The following is a 16,848-nucleotide window of genomic DNA, read 5'->3' as shown; positions in this document are numbered from 1 at the left end:
CGTGCTCGTCTGCCTTGATGCCCCCTACGTCGACACCAGCGCCGCCGACCTGAGCCTGGCCCTCGGCGGCCCGGAGCTGCCGGCGCTGGCCGTACGCGACCTCGACCTGCCCGGCCTGCCCCGGCTGCGGCTGCGCCTGCTCGGCGCCTCCCATCAGGTGGTGCTCGGCGGGCTCACCGAGACCGTCGCCTGCCTGCCCGGCCGCCCGCCGCACCTGCCGGACGCGCTGCACGACGAGACGGCCGGCTACCGGTTCATGGCCACCGTGCTCCGGCCGGAAGGCGACGGCCTGCGTACCCGGGTCGCGGCGCTGCGCGCCGAACTGGCCGAGGATCCGTACGCGCTGATCGGGGTCTTCCCCGGCGACGAAGACGCGGTCACCGCGCTCTCCGTCCGGCCCCGGCCGCCGGACGGCGCGCTCGCCTGGCGCACCTGGCACGTCTATCCGCAGACGAACGAGCTGGTCCTGACCGAGACCGTGGTGGAGGAGCTGTGACGTACCGACGGTGGTTCGTGGTGGGCGTGGCGGTCGCCGTCATCGGCGCGCTCGTCGCCGCCTTCACGATCTTCTACGGCAACTTCTCGCCCCGGGGCTACGTGGAGGACAACTTCTCCCGCGCCTCCGGGCGGGACATCGGCTCGAACGCGATCGCGTACACCTCGAAGAAGACGCCGAGCGAGGTGTCCCAGCAGATCACCGACGCCTGGCGCCCGGCCGACCAGTACGTCGACGGCAGCGGCGTCTACCTGCGCTACGACGACGACTCGGTGGTGATCCTCCCGCTCGCCGTCGGCTCGGTGATCCTGCTGGAGAAGATGACCACCGCCTACCCCCGCTACCACACCGTCGTCGGCAACAGCTGGGGCTGGGGCCGAGGCAGCACGGTGCGGGGCGGCGGCCCCGGTTCCGGTAAGTAGCCCTCTTCGATTCCCTCACCCCTGGAGTCTTCTGTGGAGAACCTCCTCACCGATCTGCTGGTCACGCTCGCGTACGGCGTGGTCGGCGTCGTCCTGATGGCCGTCGGTTACGTCCTGGTCGATGTGGCCACCCCGGGCAAGCTCCACGAGTTGATCTGGGTTGAGCGCAATCGCAACGCGGCGGTGTTGCTCTCGTCGAACCTGATCGGGGTGGGCACGATCGTGGTGGCGGCGATCGTGGCGAGCGCCGATGATTTCCGGCTGGGTCTGATCGGGGCGGGCGCGTACGGCATTCTCGGTTTGGTGATCATGGCGGTGGCGTTCGTGCTGCTGGACGCGGCGACTCCGGGCAAGCTCGGTGAGTTGCTGGTCGATCCGCAGCCGCATCCGGCGGTGTGGGTCTCGGCCACGGTGCACCTCGCCACCGGCGCGATCATCGCCGCCGCGATCATCTGATGGACGACTGGAATGCCGCCTCGGGGGAGAAGAAGGAGAAGCGCAACCCGGCGTTGACCTTGGCCGGGGAGATGCTGGACGAATGGTTCGTCTCCGCCTCGTCGGACGAGAAGGAGGCGAAGCGCCGGAGGATGGTGGGCCGGTTCACGGGAGCGGCCGACGGCTGGGCCGCCACACCGGAGAACGTGAAGGAGAAGCGCAAGAAGGCGTTCTTCTGGGTCGTGGTGGTGAGCGTGCTCGCCCTCTGCCTCCTCGGCGTCTTCGGCCCCGACTCGGACACCTCCGTCCCCGCCCCGGCGGCCGACGAGCGCTCCGGCACCGTGCCGATCCTCAAGGCGGCCGCCGACAGCCAGGGCATCTGCTACGGCTGGAGGCTGTCCGACGGGTGGAACGACGTGAGCGTCGGCTCCAACCACGGTGACGGCATGCCGGCCCCCGGCGCGCCGGGCTGCGCGCGCTGGATCGAGGTGACCGCCGAGGTCAGGTACTCCTCCATGACGGGCGAGAGGGAGGACGACGACGTCCTCATCCGGATCGAGGGTTCGGACGGCATCACGTTCACCGACCTCACCGAGATCCGGACCGGGCTGCGCCGCTTCGGGCTGGACGAGGAGACGTTCCTCGACGAACCGGGCTGGGCCGTCACCCGGGCCGCCACGATCCTGCCGCTGCTCGCCGCCGAGCGCGGGCTGGCCGGACCGGCCGCGGCGCCCACCGCCGCGCCGTCCACCGCCGCCGCGCCACTGCCGGACGCCGGCAGCGACTTCTGGCGGGACCGGTGGGGTTACATCCTCACCTCGGCCGGGTTCTTCCTGGTCGCCGCACTGTTCCTCGTCGTGGGCCTGCGACAGCGCCGCAAGCAGCGGGGCGAGGCGACCGTGCAGCGCGCCCGCGGTTCCGGTAAGTAGCCCTTCGCTCGATCCCCTCACCCTGGAGTCTTCTGTGCAACATCTCCTCACCGATCTGCTGGTCACCCTCGCGTACGGCGTGGTCGGCATCGCTCTGATGGCCATCGGCTATGTCCTGGTCGATGTGGCCACCCCGGGCAAGCTCCACGAGTTGATCTGGGTTGAGCGCAATCGCAACGCGGCGGTGTTGCTCTCGTCGAACCTGATCGGGGTGGGCACGATCGTGGTGGCGGCGATCGTGGCGAGCGCCGATGATTTCCGGCTGGGTCTGATCGGGGCGGGCGCGTACGGCATTCTCGGTTTGGTGATCATGGCGGTGGCGTTCGTGCTGCTGGACGCGGCGACTCCGGGCAAGCTCGGTGAGTTGCTGGTCGATCCGCAGCCGCATCCGGCGGTGTGGGTCTCGGCCACGGTGCACCTCGCCACCGGCGCGATCATCGCCGCCGCGATCATCTGATGAGCGGCAAGCCCGCAGTGGGGAAGGACAAGCGCACCCAGACGGTGATCTGGTCCGTGGTCGGGGGTTTCGTGGTTTTCGTCTGCGCCATCGGCGTGTTCGGCGGCGACTCGGACACCTCCGTCCCCGCCCCGGCGGCCGACGAACGGTCCGGCACCGTGCCGATCCTCAAGGCGGCCACCGACAGCCAGGGCATCTGCTACGGCTGGGAACTGCTCGACGTGTACGACGACGTGAGCGTCGGCTCCAACCTCGGCGACGGCACCACAGTCATCGACGCGCCCGGCTGCCCGCGCTGGATCGCGGTCTCCGCGAACGTCAGGTACACCTCGTCCAGCAGCGAGTCGGAGGATTCCGCCACGATCCAGATCAAGGGCTCGGAGGACATCGAGTACTCCGAGCTCTACGCGATCGAGACGGGGCTCGGCCGCTTCGGGCTGGACGAGGACGCGTTCCTCGGCGACCCGGGCTGGGCCGTCACCCGGGCCGCCACGATGCTGCCGCTGCTCGCCGCCGAGCGAGGGCTCGCCGGACCGGCCGCGCCGCCCACCGCAGCGCCGTCCACCGCCGCCGCGCCGCTGCCGGACGCCGGCAGCGACTTCTGGCGGGACCGGTGGCTCTACATCCTCACCTCGGCCGCGTTGTTCCTGCTCGCCGCGCTGTTCATCGGCGTGGGCGTGCGACAGCGCCGCAGGCACCGGGGCGGGGTGCCCGCGCAGCGCGCCGCGGCGGGAGCCGCCGGACGTACCCGGAGCATCCGGTGACCGCCGACGTGGCCGCACGGCCGCGGTGGCGCCTGGCGCGCGCGGCGGTCCTGCTCGCGGTCTTCGTCTGCGCGGCCTGCGGCCTGGTGTACGAGCTGGCGCTGGTCGCGCTCGGCAGCTACCTGATCGGCGACACGGTCGGCCAGGCGTCGATCGTGCTCGGCGTGATGGTCTTCGCGATGGGCGTCGGCGCGCTGGTGGCGAAGCCGTTGCAGTCCCGGGCGGTGGTCTCGTTCGCGGTGATCGAGCTGACCCTGGCGCTGCTCGGCGGCCTGTCCGTGCTCGGTCTTTACGCCGCGTTCGCCTGGCTCGACCTGTACGGCCCGGCGCTCGTCGGCACCGCGTTCGTGCTCGGTCTGCTGATCGGCGCGGAGATCCCGCTGCTCATGGTGATGCTGCAACGCATCCGGGAGCAGTCCGCGGGCAGCGCGGTGGCCGACCTGTTCGCCGCCGACTACGTGGGCGCGCTGCTCGGCGGGCTGGCCTTCCCGTTCCTGCTGATCCCGGTCTTCGGCCAGCTCAAGGGCGCGCTCGTGGTGGGCGCGGTGAACGCCGTCGCCGGGGTGGTGCTCGTCTTCACCGTGTTCCGCGCCGACCTCAGCCGGCGGGCGCGGGCCGCGCTGGGCGCGGCCACCGTCGCGGTCGGCCTGCTCCTCGGGTACGCGTGGGTGACCGCCCACGACTTCGAGGTGACCACCCGCCAGCAGCTCTACCGCGACCCGGTGGTGCACGCCGAGCGCAGCCGCTACCAGGAGATCGTGCTGACCCGCTCGGTGCGCGAGCCCGGCCACTCCGCCACCGACCTGCGGCTGTTCCTCAACGGCGACCTCCAGTTCAGCTCGATCGACGAGTACCGCTACCACGAGGCGCTCGTGCACCCGGCGATGCACGGGCCGCACGGCGACGTGCTGGTGCTCGGCGCCGGGGACGGGCTGGCCGCGCGGGAGATCCTCAAATACCCGGACGTGCGTTCGGTGACGCTCGTCGACCTCGACCCGGCAGTGGTCGAGCTGGCCCGCCGCGAGCCGCAACTGCGCGAGCTGAACGGCGGCTCGCTCACCGACCCCCGGGTACGGGTGCTCAACCTGGACGCGTTCGCCTGGCTGCGTACCGCCACGGACCGCTTCGACGTGGTGATCGCCGACCTGCCCGACCCGGACGAGACGGCTACCGCGAAGCTCTACACGATCGAGTTCTACACGCTGATCCGGCCGGTGCTGGCCCCCGGCGGGCGGCTCGTGGTGCAGTCCGGGTCCCCCTACTTCGCGCCCCGGTCGTACTGGTCGATCGAGCGGTCGATCCGCGAGGCCGGTTTCGCCACCGTGCCGTACCACGTCGACGTGCCGAGCTTCGGCGACTGGGGGTTCGTGCTCGCCGCGCCGGGTGACGTCGCGCCGGAGCTGGCGCTGCCGGACGATCCGCCGCCGCTGCGCTTCCTCACCCCGGCGGTGCTGGCCGCCGCCGCCACGTTCCCCGCCGACCGGGCCCGGCTGGACATGCCGGCCAACACCTTGTTGCGGCCCAGGGTGCTGGACTACGCCCGCGAGGAGTGGCGCGGCTACTAGGTTTCGGAACATGCCACCCGAATCGCCGCGCTACCGGCCGGGGATCGGCTGGCTGGTCCGCCGGCTGCCGACCCGGGCGATCCAGGCGGCGTCCTACCTCCAGGCGTTCGTGCTCTCCGGCGTGGTCACCGTGCTGGCCGTACGCGCGTACCTGAAGGCCACCGACTATCCGCAGCTCGGCGGCGGCGGGCTGCACATCGCGCACGTGCTCTGGGGCGGCCTGCTGCTCGCCGTGGGCCTGGGCATCCCGCTGGTCTTCCTCGGCGGCGGCGCCCGTACCGGCGGGGCGGTCGTCGGCGGCATCGGGTTCGGGCTGTTCATCGACGAGGTGGGCAAGTTCGTCACCACCGGCACGGACTACTTCTACGCCCCCGCCGCCGCCATCATCTACGTCGCGTTCGCGCTGCTGGTCCTGCTCACCCAGGCGGTACGCGGGCGGACCGGCCGATCCCGGCTGACGCCCGCCGAGCGCACCGCCAACGCGCTGGACGTGGTGCTCAGCGGCCTGCCCGCCGGGCTGACCGACAGGCGGCGGATCGCCGTGCTGCGCCTCGTGCAGGGCACCGGACCGGCCACCGAGACGGCGATGGCGCACCTGCTGGACGCCGTACCCCGTCGGGAACCGCCGCCGGTGCGGATCTGGCAGCGGGCGGCGGACCGGGCCCGGCGTCTCGCCGCCTGGGCGGCCGGGCGCCGCTGGCTGGTCTGGCCGGTGGTGGTCTACCTGGTGGTGGAGCCGGTGCTCACGGTTGTCGCGGTGGTCCTGGACGGCGTCACCGGGCACCTGGACCAGGAGCGGGAATGGGGCGCGGTGCTCGGCGTCAGCGCCACCGCGCTCGTCACCGCCGTGCTCGGCCTCTGGGCCGCCTGGCTGCTGCGCCGGAACCGGGCCGAGGCGTTCCGGCTGTTCAAGCTGGCGCTCCTGGTCGACCTGCTGTTCGGGCAGGTCTTCAACTTCACCGTCAACCAGTTCGGCGCGGTCTCCGCGGTCGCGCTCGACCTGGCGCTGCTCGGCGTGGTCACCGCCGAGCACCGCCGGCTGCGCCGCGCCGCGGAGCGGTGAGCCGTTCCGGCGTGCTGACCTGGTGCGAGATCGCTACGGTGGTCACCTGATCCAGGAAGGGAGAATCATGGCCGATGCTCCGGGCACCGCGCCCCGCGTGCGTCCCAGTGTGGTGACGCTTTCCAGTTGGCTGCTCATTCTCGTCGCCGTGATCCAGGTGGTGAACCTGATCGTGGCGCTGTCCGTCGTGGGCACCGTCCGCGACGTCCTCACCGACGCGTACGCGGGCACCTCGGCCGAGGGCGCCGCCGACATCGCGTACGTGTTCAGCCTCGCCACGGCGATCCTGTCGCTGCTGTTCGCGGCCGGGCTCGTCGTGCTCGCGCTGCTGAACAACCGGGGCAAGAACGCCTCCCGGATCACCACCTGGGTGCTGGGCGGCATCCTGTTCTGCTGCACCGGTGGCGGGCTGCTCACCGGCCTCACCGGTGGCATGACGGGCGGCACCGCCACGGGTGACATGCCCAGTCCGGAGGAGATCCAGCGCCGGATGGACGACGCTCTGCCGTCCTGGTACACCCCGGTCAACCTGCTGCTTGGCCTGGTGACGCTGCTCGCCCTGCTGGCCGCGCTGATCCTGCTGGCGCTGCCGAAGGCGAACGAGTTCTTCCGCAAGCCCAAGGCCGGCTGGGAGCCGCCGGTTCCGGGCGGCGCGTACCCGGCAGCCCCGGGGCACGCGGGTGACCCGTCGTACCCGTCGTACCCGGGCCCGACCGGCGACCCGGGGTACCCGCCGGCTCCCGGCACCCCGCCGCCGTCCACGCCGGGCGGTCAGCCGCCGTCGGCCGGTCAGCCGCCGGCCGGGCCGGGCAGTCAGCCGGGCGAGCGCCGCGACCCGGAGCCGCCGCCCGGAAGTTGACGTCCGGATAGCGGCGACGCCGACGATCCCTCCGAGTAGGTTGCAACCCGACGCCTACCGGAGGGATCAGTCGTGTCGTACCCCGATCGGGCCGCACCCCGGCGGCCGGGCACGGTCCTCGCCGCGGTGGCGGTGCTGCTGGCGATGGCGGTCGGCGCCGTGGCGTACGCGGTGGCCAACCTCGCCGTCACCGGTGGCACGGTGGAGCGGTTCCGGACCGCCGCGGCGGACGAGACCGGCGCGAGCGGCGGCGACGTCGACCAGGTGGTCGGCCTGCTGCGCGCCTCGACCTACCTCGCCGCCGTGTTCGGCGTGCTGGCCGCGCTGCTGCTCGTCGGGCTGGCGCTGGGCCTGCTCGCCGGCCGGCCCGGCGCCCGCGTGGGCACGTGGATCGTCGCCGGCGCCGGCCTGCTCTGCGGCTGTTGCGGGCTGGCGTTGCTGGTCGGCCAGCGGGCCGTCCCGCTGCAACTCGGCCCCGAGGACCGGATCACCGCCGACCTGCTGGGGCTCGTCGGTGACGCGTACCCGGCGTGGTGGATCCCGGTGAACGCGGCGGTGTCGGTGGCGCAGATCCTGGGGTACCTGGTGGTCGCCGCGCTGCTCACGTTGCCGTCGGCCGGCGCGTTCCTGCGTCGCGGCACCGGACCGGCGCGGCCGTCCGGCTACGGCGCCACCGTGTCCGGCGCGCCCGCCTCCGGGCCGACGCCCTGGGGACCGCCGCCCGGCCTGCACCAGCCGTCCGCTCCGCCTGCGCCGTCCGTGCCTCCGTCGTCCGCCCCGCCCGCGTCCGCTCCGCCTGTGCCTCCGGCGTCCGCCCCGCCCGCGTCGCCGTGGGCCGCGCCGCCGGCGACCTCGCCGCCCCCGTCCGCTCCGCCCGCGTCGCCGGGCGGGTTCCCGCCGCCTCCCGAGGACCGCCCATGACCGGTGACACCCATCCCTCCCGGCGCCGCGCCCTGGTGACCGGCGCCAGCCTCGGCATCGGCGAGGCGTTCGCTCGGCGGCTCGCCGCCGACGGCTGGGACCTCGTCATGGTGGCCCGGGACGCCGCCCGGCTCGACGCGCTCGCCACCGAGCTGACCGGTCGGCACGGCGGCGACGCGGAGACGATCGCGGCCGATCTGTCCACCGAGGACGGTTGCGCGACGGTTGAACGCCGGCTCGCCGACGGCCCGCCGGTCGACCTGCTGGTGAACAACGCGGGGATAAGCCTGAACACCTCGTTCGTCCGCTCGCCGGTGGCCGACGAGGCGCGGCTGGTCCGGCTCAACGTGCTCGCGGTGCTGCGCCTGACCCACGCCGCGCTCGGTCCGATGATCGAACGAGGCGACGGGGCAGTGATAAATGTCTCTTCCGTTGCGGGCTTCGGTGTCCCCATGCCGGGATCCACGTACTCGGCCAGCAAGGCGTGGGTGACGAATTTCAGTGAGTCGATCGGCCAGTCCGTCGCGCCGCTCGGCGTACGGGTGATGGCGCTCTGCCCCGGCTACACCCGCACCGGCAACCACGAGCGGGCCGGCATCGACATGTCGCGCCTGCCCGCCTGGGCCTGGCTGCGCGCCGACGATGTGGTCGCCGAAGGGCTCCGTGACCTGCATAAAGGCAAGTTCGTGAGTGTCCCGGACTGGAAGTACAAGGTCGCGGTGGCCGGGTTGCGGTACGCGCCGAAGCGCCTGCTGCGGGGCTTCCGCCGGGACACCCGGGGCGCGGTCGACCGGCGGCGCGGCTGAGCGGTGTGGCGCCGGATCGGCGGCCGGCCCGGATGGACGGTCGCACAGCGTAGCCAATCATCGCCACCCATCGGTCGCCCACTGGGTTGACCAGGGCGGACCCCAAGCACGGCGCTCAGACTTGCGAAGTACTCTCTGGGCCATGGGCGACCGCGACGACCTGCGCAAATTCATCAGTGACCTGGCTGTGGTCCACGGCCAGGTCGTGCTCTCGTCGGGTCGCGAGGCGGACTGGTACGTGGATCTGCGCCGGGTCACGCTCCATCACGAAGCGGCTCCGTTGATCGGTCGGGTCATGCTCGACCTGACCGCCGACTGGGCGTACGACGCGGTCGGTGGGCTGACCCTGGGCGCCGATCCGGTGGCCGCCGCCATGTTGCACGCCTCGGCCGGCACCGACGGCGCGGTGGACGCGTTCGTGGTCCGCAAGGAGGGCAAGGCGCACGGCCTCCAGCGCCGGATCGAAGGTCCGGACGTGGCCGGTCGCCGGGTCCTGGCGGTCGAGGACACCTCCACCACTGGCGGAAGTGTGTTGACGGCGGTCGAGGCATTACGTGAGGCGGGGGCCGAAGTGGTGGGTGTGGCGGTTATTGTTGATCGAGGCGCCGGCGACGCGGTGCGAGCCGCCGGATTGCCCTATCGGGCGGCCTATACGTTGGCTGACCTCGGCCTTGTGGCGTAAAAGTCTGCCGATTCGGATCTGCTGATATGCAGGCGGATCGATGCTGCTGGTGGAAGGATGGAATACGTGGGAACTGCGTTGGCTGAAATGACCATGCCTCAGATCTCGCCGCTTGCCGGCGAGCCGATCGAACGCGCCGACGCCGAGCGGCTCGCGGGGGTCCTCAAGGCCCTCGCGGACCCCGCACGGCTGCGGCTGCTCAGCCTGATCCAGTCGGCTCCCGAGGGGGAGGCGTGCGTGTGTGACCTCACCGCGCCGCTCGGCCTCTCGCAGCCGACGGTCAGCCACCACCTGCGAATCCTCACCGAGGCCGGCTTGCTGGAGCGGGAGAAGCGCGGGGTCTGGGCGTACTACCGGCTGGTGCCGTCCGCGATCGCCACGATCGCGGATCTGCTCACCCCGCCGCGGAAGCGGGCCACCAAGAAGGCTCGCTGAAACCTTCGGGCCGACCCGACGAGGGTCGTCCCGGCCGGGTGCCCGGTGGCGTGCGAGGGGTGGCGCCATCAGCGCACGATGACGGCTGTGGCCGTTCGTGTGACCCGGTTCGATGAGTCATGCCGAAAGCCGGTCCTCGCCCGAGGGCCGGCTTTCGGTGTCTCCGAACGCGTTCAGCGGCGGTGCTGCCCGCCGTCTCCGTGGCCGGGCCGGTGCTCCTGGATGCCTTCGCGAGCCGCCTCCACTGTGCCGGCCACGGTCGCCGCGGTGATCACCGCGACTGCCTCGCCGCGCTTGCGCGCGCGCCGGTCCCGCAGGAACTCGAAGAAGATCGGCAGCACCGAGATCACGATGATCAACGCGACCACCGGCAGGATGTACCTGTCGATCTTGTCGCCGATGGCGTCGTAGATCTGCCGGGCCAGCAGGTAGCCGATCAGCAGGATGCCGTCCACCCAGAGGACCGCGCCCACCACGTTCCACACGAAGAACTGGCGGGCCGGCATGCCGAGCACCCCGGCCACCGGGTTGAGGAACGTCCGCACGATCGGGATGAACCGGGCCAGCACCACAGCCTTCGCCGGCCCGAACCGCTGGAAGTAGTACTCCGCCTTCTCCACGTACTCCCGCTTGAACAGGCGGGAGTTGGGCTTCTCGAACATGCGGCGGCCGTACCGGGCGCCGAGCCAGTGCCCGAGCTGCGCGCCGACGATCGCGCAGAGCGGCCCGCCGATCATCAGACCGGCCAGGGACAGGCGGGTGCCGTCGCCGAAGATGGCGTCGGCCACCGGGGAGGCGGCCACCCCGGCCAGGAACAGCAGCGAGTCGCCCGGGAAGAAGAAGCCGACCAGGAGCCCGGTCTCGGCGAAGAGAATGACCCAGACGCCGATCATGCCGAAGGTGTGGATGAGGTCCTTCGGATCGAGCGGGTTCAGAGCCACGCTCTCGGAGAACATCCGTGTCTTCCCTGCTGTGTCCACGGCCACACAGGGTACCCCGGCCCGGTCCGGCATTTCGGCCGGACCGGGCGTCCTCGTCAGAGGCGGGGATCGACGGGCTCGGACTCGCAGGCGAGGATCGCGAACACCAGCTCGTGGCGACGCCAGAGCGGCGCGTCCTCGGCCAGCGCGTCCAGCGCGGCCAGGCCCAGGCCGTGTTCGCGCAGCGCGAGCCCGCGCTTGCGGCCCAGCGAGCGCCGGCGCAGCGCGGCGAGCTGACCCGCCCCGGTGTAGCCGGGACCGTAGATGATCCGCAGGTACTCGCGGCCCCGGCACTTGATCCCCGGCTGCAGCAGCGAGCCCTTCGGGCCACGGGCGGCCAGGCCCGCGTACGGCTTCACCACCATGCCCTCGCCGCCGGCCGCGGTGAGCGCCAGCCACCACTGCGTCGCGTCCGCCACCGCCGCCTCGTCGGCCAGCTCCACCACCCGCCGACGGGTCGGCGTGAAGAACTCCGGGTCGGCGGCGCACAGCCGGTCGGCCAGCGCCAGGTGCCAGCCGTGGTCGCGGTCGGCGTAGCTCACCCCGGCCCCGGCCAGCACCGCGAACGGCGCCAGCGTCACCCCGCGCAGCCCGTCGGTCGGCCGGACGTACGCCCGGTAGGCCGCCGAGTAGGCGGTGACCTCGGCGGCCCGGTCGGCCATCCGGGCGTGCAGCCCGTCCACCGGCAGCCCGCGCCCGGCGGCGGTGTCCAGCGCGGCGAGCACCGCCGGCAGCGCCGCCCGCCCGGCCGCGCCGACCCCGGCGTACTGCTCGCGGATCAGCCCGCCCGCCTTCGCGGACCAGGGCAGCAGCTCGGCGTCGAGCAGCAGCCAGTCGGTGCCCAGCTCGGCCCAGAGACCGGCGGCGGTGACCGCGGCGCGCACCCGCGCCAGCAGTTCGCCGTCGAGCGGCGGGCCGAAGAACGGCCTACCGGTACGGGTGTGCACCACCCCGCCGTCGAACCGGCCCGGCTCCCGCTCCACGAGCACCACCGCCCGCGAGCCCATGTGCTTCTCCTCGCAGACCACCCGGTCGACACCGGCCGCCCGGTAGTCGGCGAACGCCTCAGCCGGGTGCTCCAGGAACCCGTCGACCGTCGACGTGGAGCAGGGCGCCATGGTCGGCGGCAGCCACACCAGCCGACCCGGGTCGACAGCGAACCGGCTCATCACCTCCAGCGCGGCGGCGGCGTTCTCGGCCGGCACTGTGAGCGACCCGTACTGGTGGGTGACGTGGCGTCGCCCGGTCACGTCGGCCAGGTCCAGCACGGTGTCCGGCCGCGCCGGCGCGACCGGGACCAGCGGCCGGGCCGGGGCGTACCACTCCTTCACCGCCGGGACGGCGACCAGCTCCTTCTCCGGGTAGCGCAGCGCGGTCAGCTTCCCGCCGAACACGCAACCGGTGTCCAGGCAGATGGTGTTGTTCACCCACTCCGGCTCGGGAGTCGGCGTGTGCCCGTACACGACCATGGCCGAGCCCCGGTAGTCCCGCGCCCACGGGTAGCGCACCGGCAGGCCGTACTCGTCGGTCTCGCCGGTGGTCTCGCCGTAGAGCGCGAACGACCGCACCCGGCCGGACGCCCGCCCGTGGTACGCCTCCTTCAGCCCGGCGTGCGCCACCACCAGCCGGCCGCCGTCGAGCACGAAGTGGCTGACCAGACCGTCGATGAACGTCTCCACCCCGGCGACGAACTCCGGCGACTCCGCGGCGAGCTGCTCCATCGTCTCGGCCAGGCCGTGGGTCAGCCGTACGTCCCGGCCGCGCAGCTTGCGCAGCAGCTTCTGCTCGTGGTTACCAGGCACGCAGATCGCGTGGCCGGCCGCCACCATGCCCATCACCAGGCGGAGCACGCCGGGCGAGTCCGGGCCGCGGTCCACCAGGTCACCGACGAACACCGCGGTACGCCCCGACGGGTGCGCCGCGTCCACCGGGCGGCCCGCGTCGTCGCGGCGCAGCACGTAGCCGAGCCGGGACAGCAGCGCCTCCAGCTCGGTACGGCAGCCGTGCACGTCGCCGACCACGTCGAACGGCCCGGTCAGCTCGCGCCGGTCGTTGAACAGCTTCTCGTAGCGGATCTCCGCCGCGTCGATCTCGTCCACGCCGCGCAGCACGTGCACCTTGCGGAAGCCCTCGCGGGCCAGCCGCCCGTACGACTGCCGCAGGTCGCGGCGCATCCGGTTGAGCACCTGCCGGCCGTGCGTGCGGTCGGCGCGCGCCTCGGTACGCTCCCAGGCCACCGCCTCCGGCACGTCCAGCACGATCGCCACCGGCAGCACGTCGTGCTCCCGGGCCACCCGGATCAGCCCGGCGCGGGCGTGCGGCTGGAGGTTCGTCGCGTCGACCACTGTGAGCAGTCCCCGCCGCAGCCGGATGGCGGCGACGTGGTGCAGCGCGTCGAACGCGTCGGCGGACGCCGACTGGTCGTTCTCGTCGTCGGCGACCAGCCCTCGGAACGTGTCCGAGGAGAGCACCTGGCTGGGCGCGAAGTGCCGCCGGGCGAACGTCGACTTGCCGGAGCCGGAGACGCCGACGAGCGCCACCAGTGCCAGCTCGGGGATGTCCAGGACGGTCATCGGTTCGTCGCCTCCTTCCGGTCGTTGCTGCCGTTGCTGTCGTTGTTGCCGCGCCGGCCGTCGCGGTCGGCGCGGGTGAGCACCGCCATCTGGGTCGGCGCGCCCACCTCCGGGTCGTCGTCGCCGACGCCGCCGAGCACCGCCGTGTAGCCGTGCGCCGCCGCCACCCGGTCCACCCAGGCCGCGAACTCGGCGCGGGTCCACTCGAACCGGTGGTCCGCGTGCCGGAACCGGCCCGGCCCGAGCCCCTCGTAGCGGACGTTGTACTCGACGTTCGGGGTGGTCACCACCACCGTGGCCGGCCGGGAGTGACCGAACACCGCGTCCTCCAACGCCGGCAGGCGCGGCGGGTCGAGGTGCTCCACGACCTCCATCAGCACCGCCGCGTCGTACCCCCGGAGCCGGTCGTCGCGGTACGTCAGCGCCGACTGCCACAGCCGGATCCGGTCCCGCTGCCGCTCCGGCAGCCGGTCCAGGCGCAGCCGCCGGGCCGCCATTTCGAGCGACCGGTCGGACACGTCGACGCCCACCACCTCGGTGAACCGCCGCTCGGCGACGAGCGCGGTGAGCAGGGCGCCGCCACCGCAGCCCAGGTCCAGCACCCGGCTCGCGCCGCTGTCCCGCAGCGCGGTGAGCACCGCCTCGCGCCGCCGTACCGCCAGCGACGCCCGGCGCGCGCCCTCCGCCGTCCCGGCCCCACCGCCCGACGACTCGGCCGGGTCGCCGATCGACGGGTCGATGCTGTCGTCGGCGGGCGGCTCGTCGGTCAGGCGCAGCTCGGTCAGGCGGGCCATCGCCACGCCCGCGAGCGCCCGGCGGTGCGCCAGGTAGCGCCGCGTGATCAGGGCCCGCTCCGGATGACCGGCCAGCCAGCCGGCGCCCGCGCGCAGCAGCTTGTCCACCTCGTCCGGCGCCACCCAGTAGTGCTTCGCGTCGTCCAGCACCGGCAGCAGCACGTACAGGTGGTTGAGGGCGTCGGCGAGCCGCAGCGTGCCGGTCAGCGTCAGGTCGACGTAGCGGCTGTCGCCCCACTCCGGGTACGTCTCGTCGAGCGGGATCGGGGTGGCCGTCACGGTCCAGCCCAGCGGGGCGAAGATCCGTACCGCCAGCTCGGCACCGCCCCGGCAGCGCAGCACCGGCACCCGTACGGTCAGCGGGATCGCGGTGGCGGCCAGCTCGGGACGGTCACGCGACTCGCCCCGCAGGGCGGAGCGGAACACCTTCGACAGCGCCGACGAGAGCAGGCTGGAGGCGGCGTACGGGCGGTCGTTGACGTACTGCCCGAGCGCGAAGCCCTCCGGCGCGCGGTTCCGGCGGCCCCCGCCCAGCTTGAGCGGATCGACCTCGACCAGCAGCGCCGCCGTGCAACGCGCCTCGTCCGCCTCCGGGTAGAACACATGCGCGGCGCCGGCGGGCAGATCGAAGGTCTGCACGCGGTCCGGATGCTTCACCAGGAGGTGGCCGAGGTCGGTTGCGGGGCGGTGGGTCGTGGTGAGGGTCAGCAGCACTTGTCGATGATCTCTTGGGTTTGTGTTTTCTGTCGTGGGGGTTTCCGGGGGAGCCCGACCCGCTCCGGGCGGTCAGGCTTGATCCCTGCGCGGGTCGGGCTCCCCCGGAAACCTGACGTGGTCCCGTCGCGTCGACCTGTGCTGCCTGGTGGTTCGGTTTCTATGCGGCGGTGCCCCGCCGACCGGTGGTCGGCGGGGCACCTCTGTGCTTCGGGTCAGGCTACGAAGCGGGTCTTGCGGCGGCGGGTCAGCACGTAGCCGCCCGCGCCGGCGGCGAGCAGCAGCGCGCCGATGCCGGCGATCAGGGCGGTGGAGGAACCGGTGATCGGCAGCGTGCCGCCGTCACCGCCGCCCTGGCCACCGTCGCCGCCACCCGGCGCCGCGTTGACGACGACCTTGGCGGTGTCGTTGGCCGGCTTCAGGTCACGGTAGAAGCCACCGTCGCACTCGCACGGCACGTTGATCTTCACGAGGCCGGTGTCGTTGGCGATCACCTTGTCGATCTTCAGGCCGAAGTCCAGCTTCACGGTGTCCCCGGCCTTCAGGAACGAGTCGAAGTAGCAGCGGTAGTGACGCGCGCCCGGCTTGCCCGGCTCACCCCACTCGTCGCCCTTCACCGGGAAGCAGTTCTCCGGAACGGCAGTCGTGGTGGTGCCCTTCGGCACGTCGAAGGTCAGGTACGTGACCGAGCTGCCGGAGCGGCTGTAGTCCAGCGTGGCCGGACCGTTGTTGCGCAGCCCCACCGTCGCCTTGACGGTCGCGCCCGCCTTCCCGGTGACCGACGCGCCGAGCGCCTCCAGGTCGGTGCTGTTGTTGCCGGTGACCTTCACCTGCAGGTACGTGGCGTTGTTCTCCGGCCGCGGGTCGGCCTGGAAACCCCGCGCGGCGGCCCGGCCGGCGGCCTCGGCCAGCGTCAGCTTGCCGTCGGTGCCCGGCTTGCCGACGGTCACGTCGTAGTTGCCGAGGTAGTTCTCGAAGTCGTCGAGCTCGTCCGGGGTCATCCAGATGATCTCGCCGTACCGGGAGCCCGGCGCCAGGGTGTCCGCACCGAGCGCGTACGGCAGCGTCGCCCCGAACGTGCTGCCGCCGGGGAGCTCCTCGTCGAACCGGCAGGTGCGCAGCTCGTCGCCGACGTACGTGCAGTTGCTGTAGTGCTTGGTGGAGTTCATGCCGTAGTCGTTGTAGAAGATGACGGCGGCGCCCTTGGCGGTGGTCTCGCCGACGTTCGTCACCTTCAGCGGCGCGGTGAAGCTCTTGCCCGGGGCGGCCGAAACAGTGGTCTCCGGGCCGGCGGCCAGGTCGACGCCCTCACCGACGCGCACCTTGGCCTCGTGCGACACGCCGTCGAAGCCGTTCGCCGACAGCGTCACCTTGAGCGTGCCGGCGTCGCCGTCCTGAGCCTTGCCGGTGGGCTTGATCTGCACCGGGAAGACGCCGGCGAGGCCCCACTCGTCGACCTCCACCTCCCACGGCAGCATGCACACGAGCACGTTCGCGGAGGGCGAGGTGCAGTCCGCTCCGGTGTTCTCCTCCTCGCCGACGGTCACCTTGCCGGCGAGGCCGGTGAGCTCGTAGCGGACGGTGAGGTCGTGCAGCACGACCGGGGCCGAACTGCGGATGATGCTGTAGTCGATCTTGCCGTCCGAGTCGGCGGCGATCGTCGTGTCGCTGAAGTAGACGCCGAGCTTGACCTTGGAGTCCGCCGCGAAGCCGGGTGTGGCGGAGGCGGCGACGAACGCGCCTGCGACGCCCAACCCGGCGAGCAGCCGCCGGCTGGAGTTGCTGAGCATGTGGAGGGTCCTCCCGTGGGGGTGATCAGGTGGAGCCCACGGAGCTTAAAGATTCCTTAAAGGATCGCGTTGTCCCACATCATGAATATTGACCGAACGGATGATCGGCGCCACCGCAATGTTCCAGCTGCCCGGGACCGTCCATCAATGGGACACCGGGAGG

17 protein-coding genes are annotated in these 16,848 nt (G+C 72.4%); 13 read left to right on the top strand and 4 right to left on the bottom strand.

The features are described 5' to 3' along the window. Position 1 precedes the first annotated feature (1 nt). From ACSDG8_RS16600 to ACSDG8_RS16540, 13 genes are all read left to right on the top strand, one after another. Entirely contained in the window at positions 2-496 is a 495-nt protein-coding gene (locus ACSDG8_RS16600; RefSeq protein ID WP_210900670.1) for a DUF2617 family protein, read from the top strand. Then, complete coding sequence (locus tag ACSDG8_RS16595; protein ID WP_210900673.1) at positions 493-918, top strand: DUF4247 domain-containing protein; 426 nt, start codon at positions 493-495, stop codon at positions 916-918. The genes ACSDG8_RS16600 and ACSDG8_RS16595 overlap by 4 nt, the downstream gene beginning before the upstream one ends. Before the next feature lie 33 nt (positions 919-951). Beyond that, positions 952-1,374, top strand: a complete 423-nt coding sequence (locus ACSDG8_RS16590; protein WP_210942624.1) for a DUF350 domain-containing protein — start codon at positions 952-954, stop codon at positions 1,372-1,374. Continuing rightward, a complete protein-coding gene (locus ACSDG8_RS16585; protein ID WP_247678174.1) occupies positions 1,374-2,282 on the top strand; it encodes a hypothetical protein in 909 nt (302 codons plus the stop codon). Before ACSDG8_RS16590 ends, ACSDG8_RS16585 begins: the two co-directional genes overlap by 1 nt. A 34-nt stretch (positions 2,283-2,316) precedes the next feature. Continuing rightward, complete coding sequence (locus tag ACSDG8_RS16580; RefSeq protein WP_210892412.1) at positions 2,317-2,739, top strand: DUF350 domain-containing protein; 423 nt, start codon at positions 2,317-2,319, stop codon at positions 2,737-2,739. After that, positions 2,739-3,503: a hypothetical protein gene (locus ACSDG8_RS16575; RefSeq protein WP_210892414.1), complete on the top strand. Its 765-nt coding sequence runs from the start codon at positions 2,739-2,741 to the stop codon at positions 3,501-3,503. The genes ACSDG8_RS16580 and ACSDG8_RS16575 overlap by 1 nt, the downstream gene beginning before the upstream one ends. After that, positions 3,500-5,068, top strand: a complete 1,569-nt coding sequence (locus ACSDG8_RS16570; RefSeq protein WP_307856141.1) for a polyamine aminopropyltransferase — start codon at positions 3,500-3,502, stop codon at positions 5,066-5,068. The genes ACSDG8_RS16575 and ACSDG8_RS16570 overlap by 4 nt, the downstream gene beginning before the upstream one ends. 64 nt (positions 5,069-5,132) lie before the next feature. Then, a complete protein-coding gene (locus tag ACSDG8_RS16565) occupies positions 5,133-6,131 on the top strand; it encodes a hypothetical protein (protein ID WP_210892958.1) in 999 nt (332 codons plus the stop codon). Positions 6,132-6,198: 67 nt separating this feature from the next. Then, complete coding sequence (locus tag ACSDG8_RS16560) at positions 6,199-6,990, top strand: hypothetical protein (RefSeq protein ID WP_210892416.1); 792 nt, start codon at positions 6,199-6,201, stop codon at positions 6,988-6,990. A 72-nt stretch (positions 6,991-7,062) separates the two neighbouring features. Further along, positions 7,063-7,911: a hypothetical protein gene (locus tag ACSDG8_RS16555; protein ID WP_374223498.1), complete on the top strand. Its 849-nt coding sequence runs from the start codon at positions 7,063-7,065 to the stop codon at positions 7,909-7,911. After that, complete coding sequence (locus ACSDG8_RS16550; RefSeq protein WP_210892418.1) at positions 7,908-8,717, top strand: SDR family NAD(P)-dependent oxidoreductase; 810 nt, start codon at positions 7,908-7,910, stop codon at positions 8,715-8,717. Before ACSDG8_RS16555 ends, ACSDG8_RS16550 begins: the two co-directional genes overlap by 4 nt. A 142-nt stretch (positions 8,718-8,859) precedes the next feature. Continuing rightward, positions 8,860-9,399 (top strand): orotate phosphoribosyltransferase, encoded by a 540-nt coding sequence (gene pyrE, locus ACSDG8_RS16545; protein WP_210892420.1) that lies wholly within the window; start codon positions 8,860-8,862, stop codon positions 9,397-9,399. A gap of 57 nt (positions 9,400-9,456) precedes the next feature. Next, positions 9,457-9,834, top strand: coding sequence for an ArsR/SmtB family transcription factor (locus ACSDG8_RS16540; RefSeq protein ID WP_007454255.1), 378 nt, complete (start codon positions 9,457-9,459; stop codon positions 9,832-9,834). A 173-nt stretch (positions 9,835-10,007) separates the two neighbouring features. On the opposite strand, the gene ACSDG8_RS16535 is transcribed toward ACSDG8_RS16540, so the two are convergent. The 4 genes from ACSDG8_RS16535 to ACSDG8_RS16520 form a co-directional block, all read right to left on the bottom strand. After that, positions 10,008-10,790 carry a DedA family protein gene (locus tag ACSDG8_RS16535; RefSeq protein ID WP_374225811.1) on the bottom strand — a complete coding sequence of 261 codons (783 nt, stop codon included), beginning with the start codon at positions 10,788-10,790 and terminating at the stop codon, positions 10,008-10,010. 80 nt (positions 10,791-10,870) lie between these two features. Further along, entirely contained in the window at positions 10,871-13,387 is a 2,517-nt protein-coding gene (locus tag ACSDG8_RS16530) for a polynucleotide kinase-phosphatase (RefSeq protein ID WP_210892424.1), read from the bottom strand. Beyond that, positions 13,384-14,895, bottom strand: a complete 1,512-nt coding sequence (locus ACSDG8_RS16525) for a 3' terminal RNA ribose 2'-O-methyltransferase Hen1 (RefSeq protein WP_210892426.1) — start codon at positions 14,893-14,895, stop codon at positions 13,384-13,386. Before ACSDG8_RS16525 ends, ACSDG8_RS16530 begins: the two co-directional genes overlap by 4 nt. Positions 14,896-15,110: 215 nt before the next feature. Beyond that, positions 15,111-16,685: an LPXTG cell wall anchor domain-containing protein gene (locus ACSDG8_RS16520; protein ID WP_210892428.1), complete on the bottom strand. Its 1,575-nt coding sequence runs from the start codon at positions 16,683-16,685 to the stop codon at positions 15,111-15,113. Positions 16,686-16,848: the final 163 nt, after the last annotated feature.

This window comes from Micromonospora sp. LA-10 (assembly GCF_051853095.1).
Taxonomy (GTDB): Bacteria; Actinomycetota; Actinomycetes; order Mycobacteriales; family Micromonosporaceae; genus Micromonospora; species Micromonospora echinospora_A.
This window is presented reverse-complemented; position numbering and strand designations above follow the sequence as displayed.

Excerpts from the sequence above, each read along its gene's own strand:
- ACSDG8_RS16540 (WP_007454255.1), top strand. The coding sequence starts at position 9,457 with ATGGAATACGTGGGAACTGCGTTGGCTGAAATGACCATGCCTCAGATC.
- ACSDG8_RS16520 (WP_210892428.1), bottom strand. The coding sequence starts at position 16,685 with ATGCTCAGCAACTCCAGCCGGCGGCTGCTCGCCGGGTTGGGCGTCGCA.
- ACSDG8_RS16585 (WP_247678174.1), top strand. The coding sequence starts at position 1,374 with ATGGACGACTGGAATGCCGCCTCGGGGGAGAAGAAGGAGAAGCGCAAC.
- ACSDG8_RS16550 (WP_210892418.1), top strand. The coding sequence starts at position 7,908 with ATGACCGGTGACACCCATCCCTCCCGGCGCCGCGCCCTGGTGACCGGC.
- ACSDG8_RS16535 (WP_374225811.1), bottom strand. The coding sequence starts at position 10,790 with ATGTTCTCCGAGAGCGTGGCTCTGAACCCGCTCGATCCGAAGGACCTC.
- ACSDG8_RS16560 (WP_210892416.1), top strand. The coding sequence starts at position 6,199 with ATGGCCGATGCTCCGGGCACCGCGCCCCGCGTGCGTCCCAGTGTGGTG.
- pyrE (WP_210892420.1), top strand. The coding sequence starts at position 8,860 with ATGGGCGACCGCGACGACCTGCGCAAATTCATCAGTGACCTGGCTGTG.
- ACSDG8_RS16575 (WP_210892414.1), top strand. The coding sequence starts at position 2,739 with ATGAGCGGCAAGCCCGCAGTGGGGAAGGACAAGCGCACCCAGACGGTG.
- ACSDG8_RS16530 (WP_210892424.1), bottom strand. The coding sequence starts at position 13,387 with ATGACCGTCCTGGACATCCCCGAGCTGGCACTGGTGGCGCTCGTCGGC.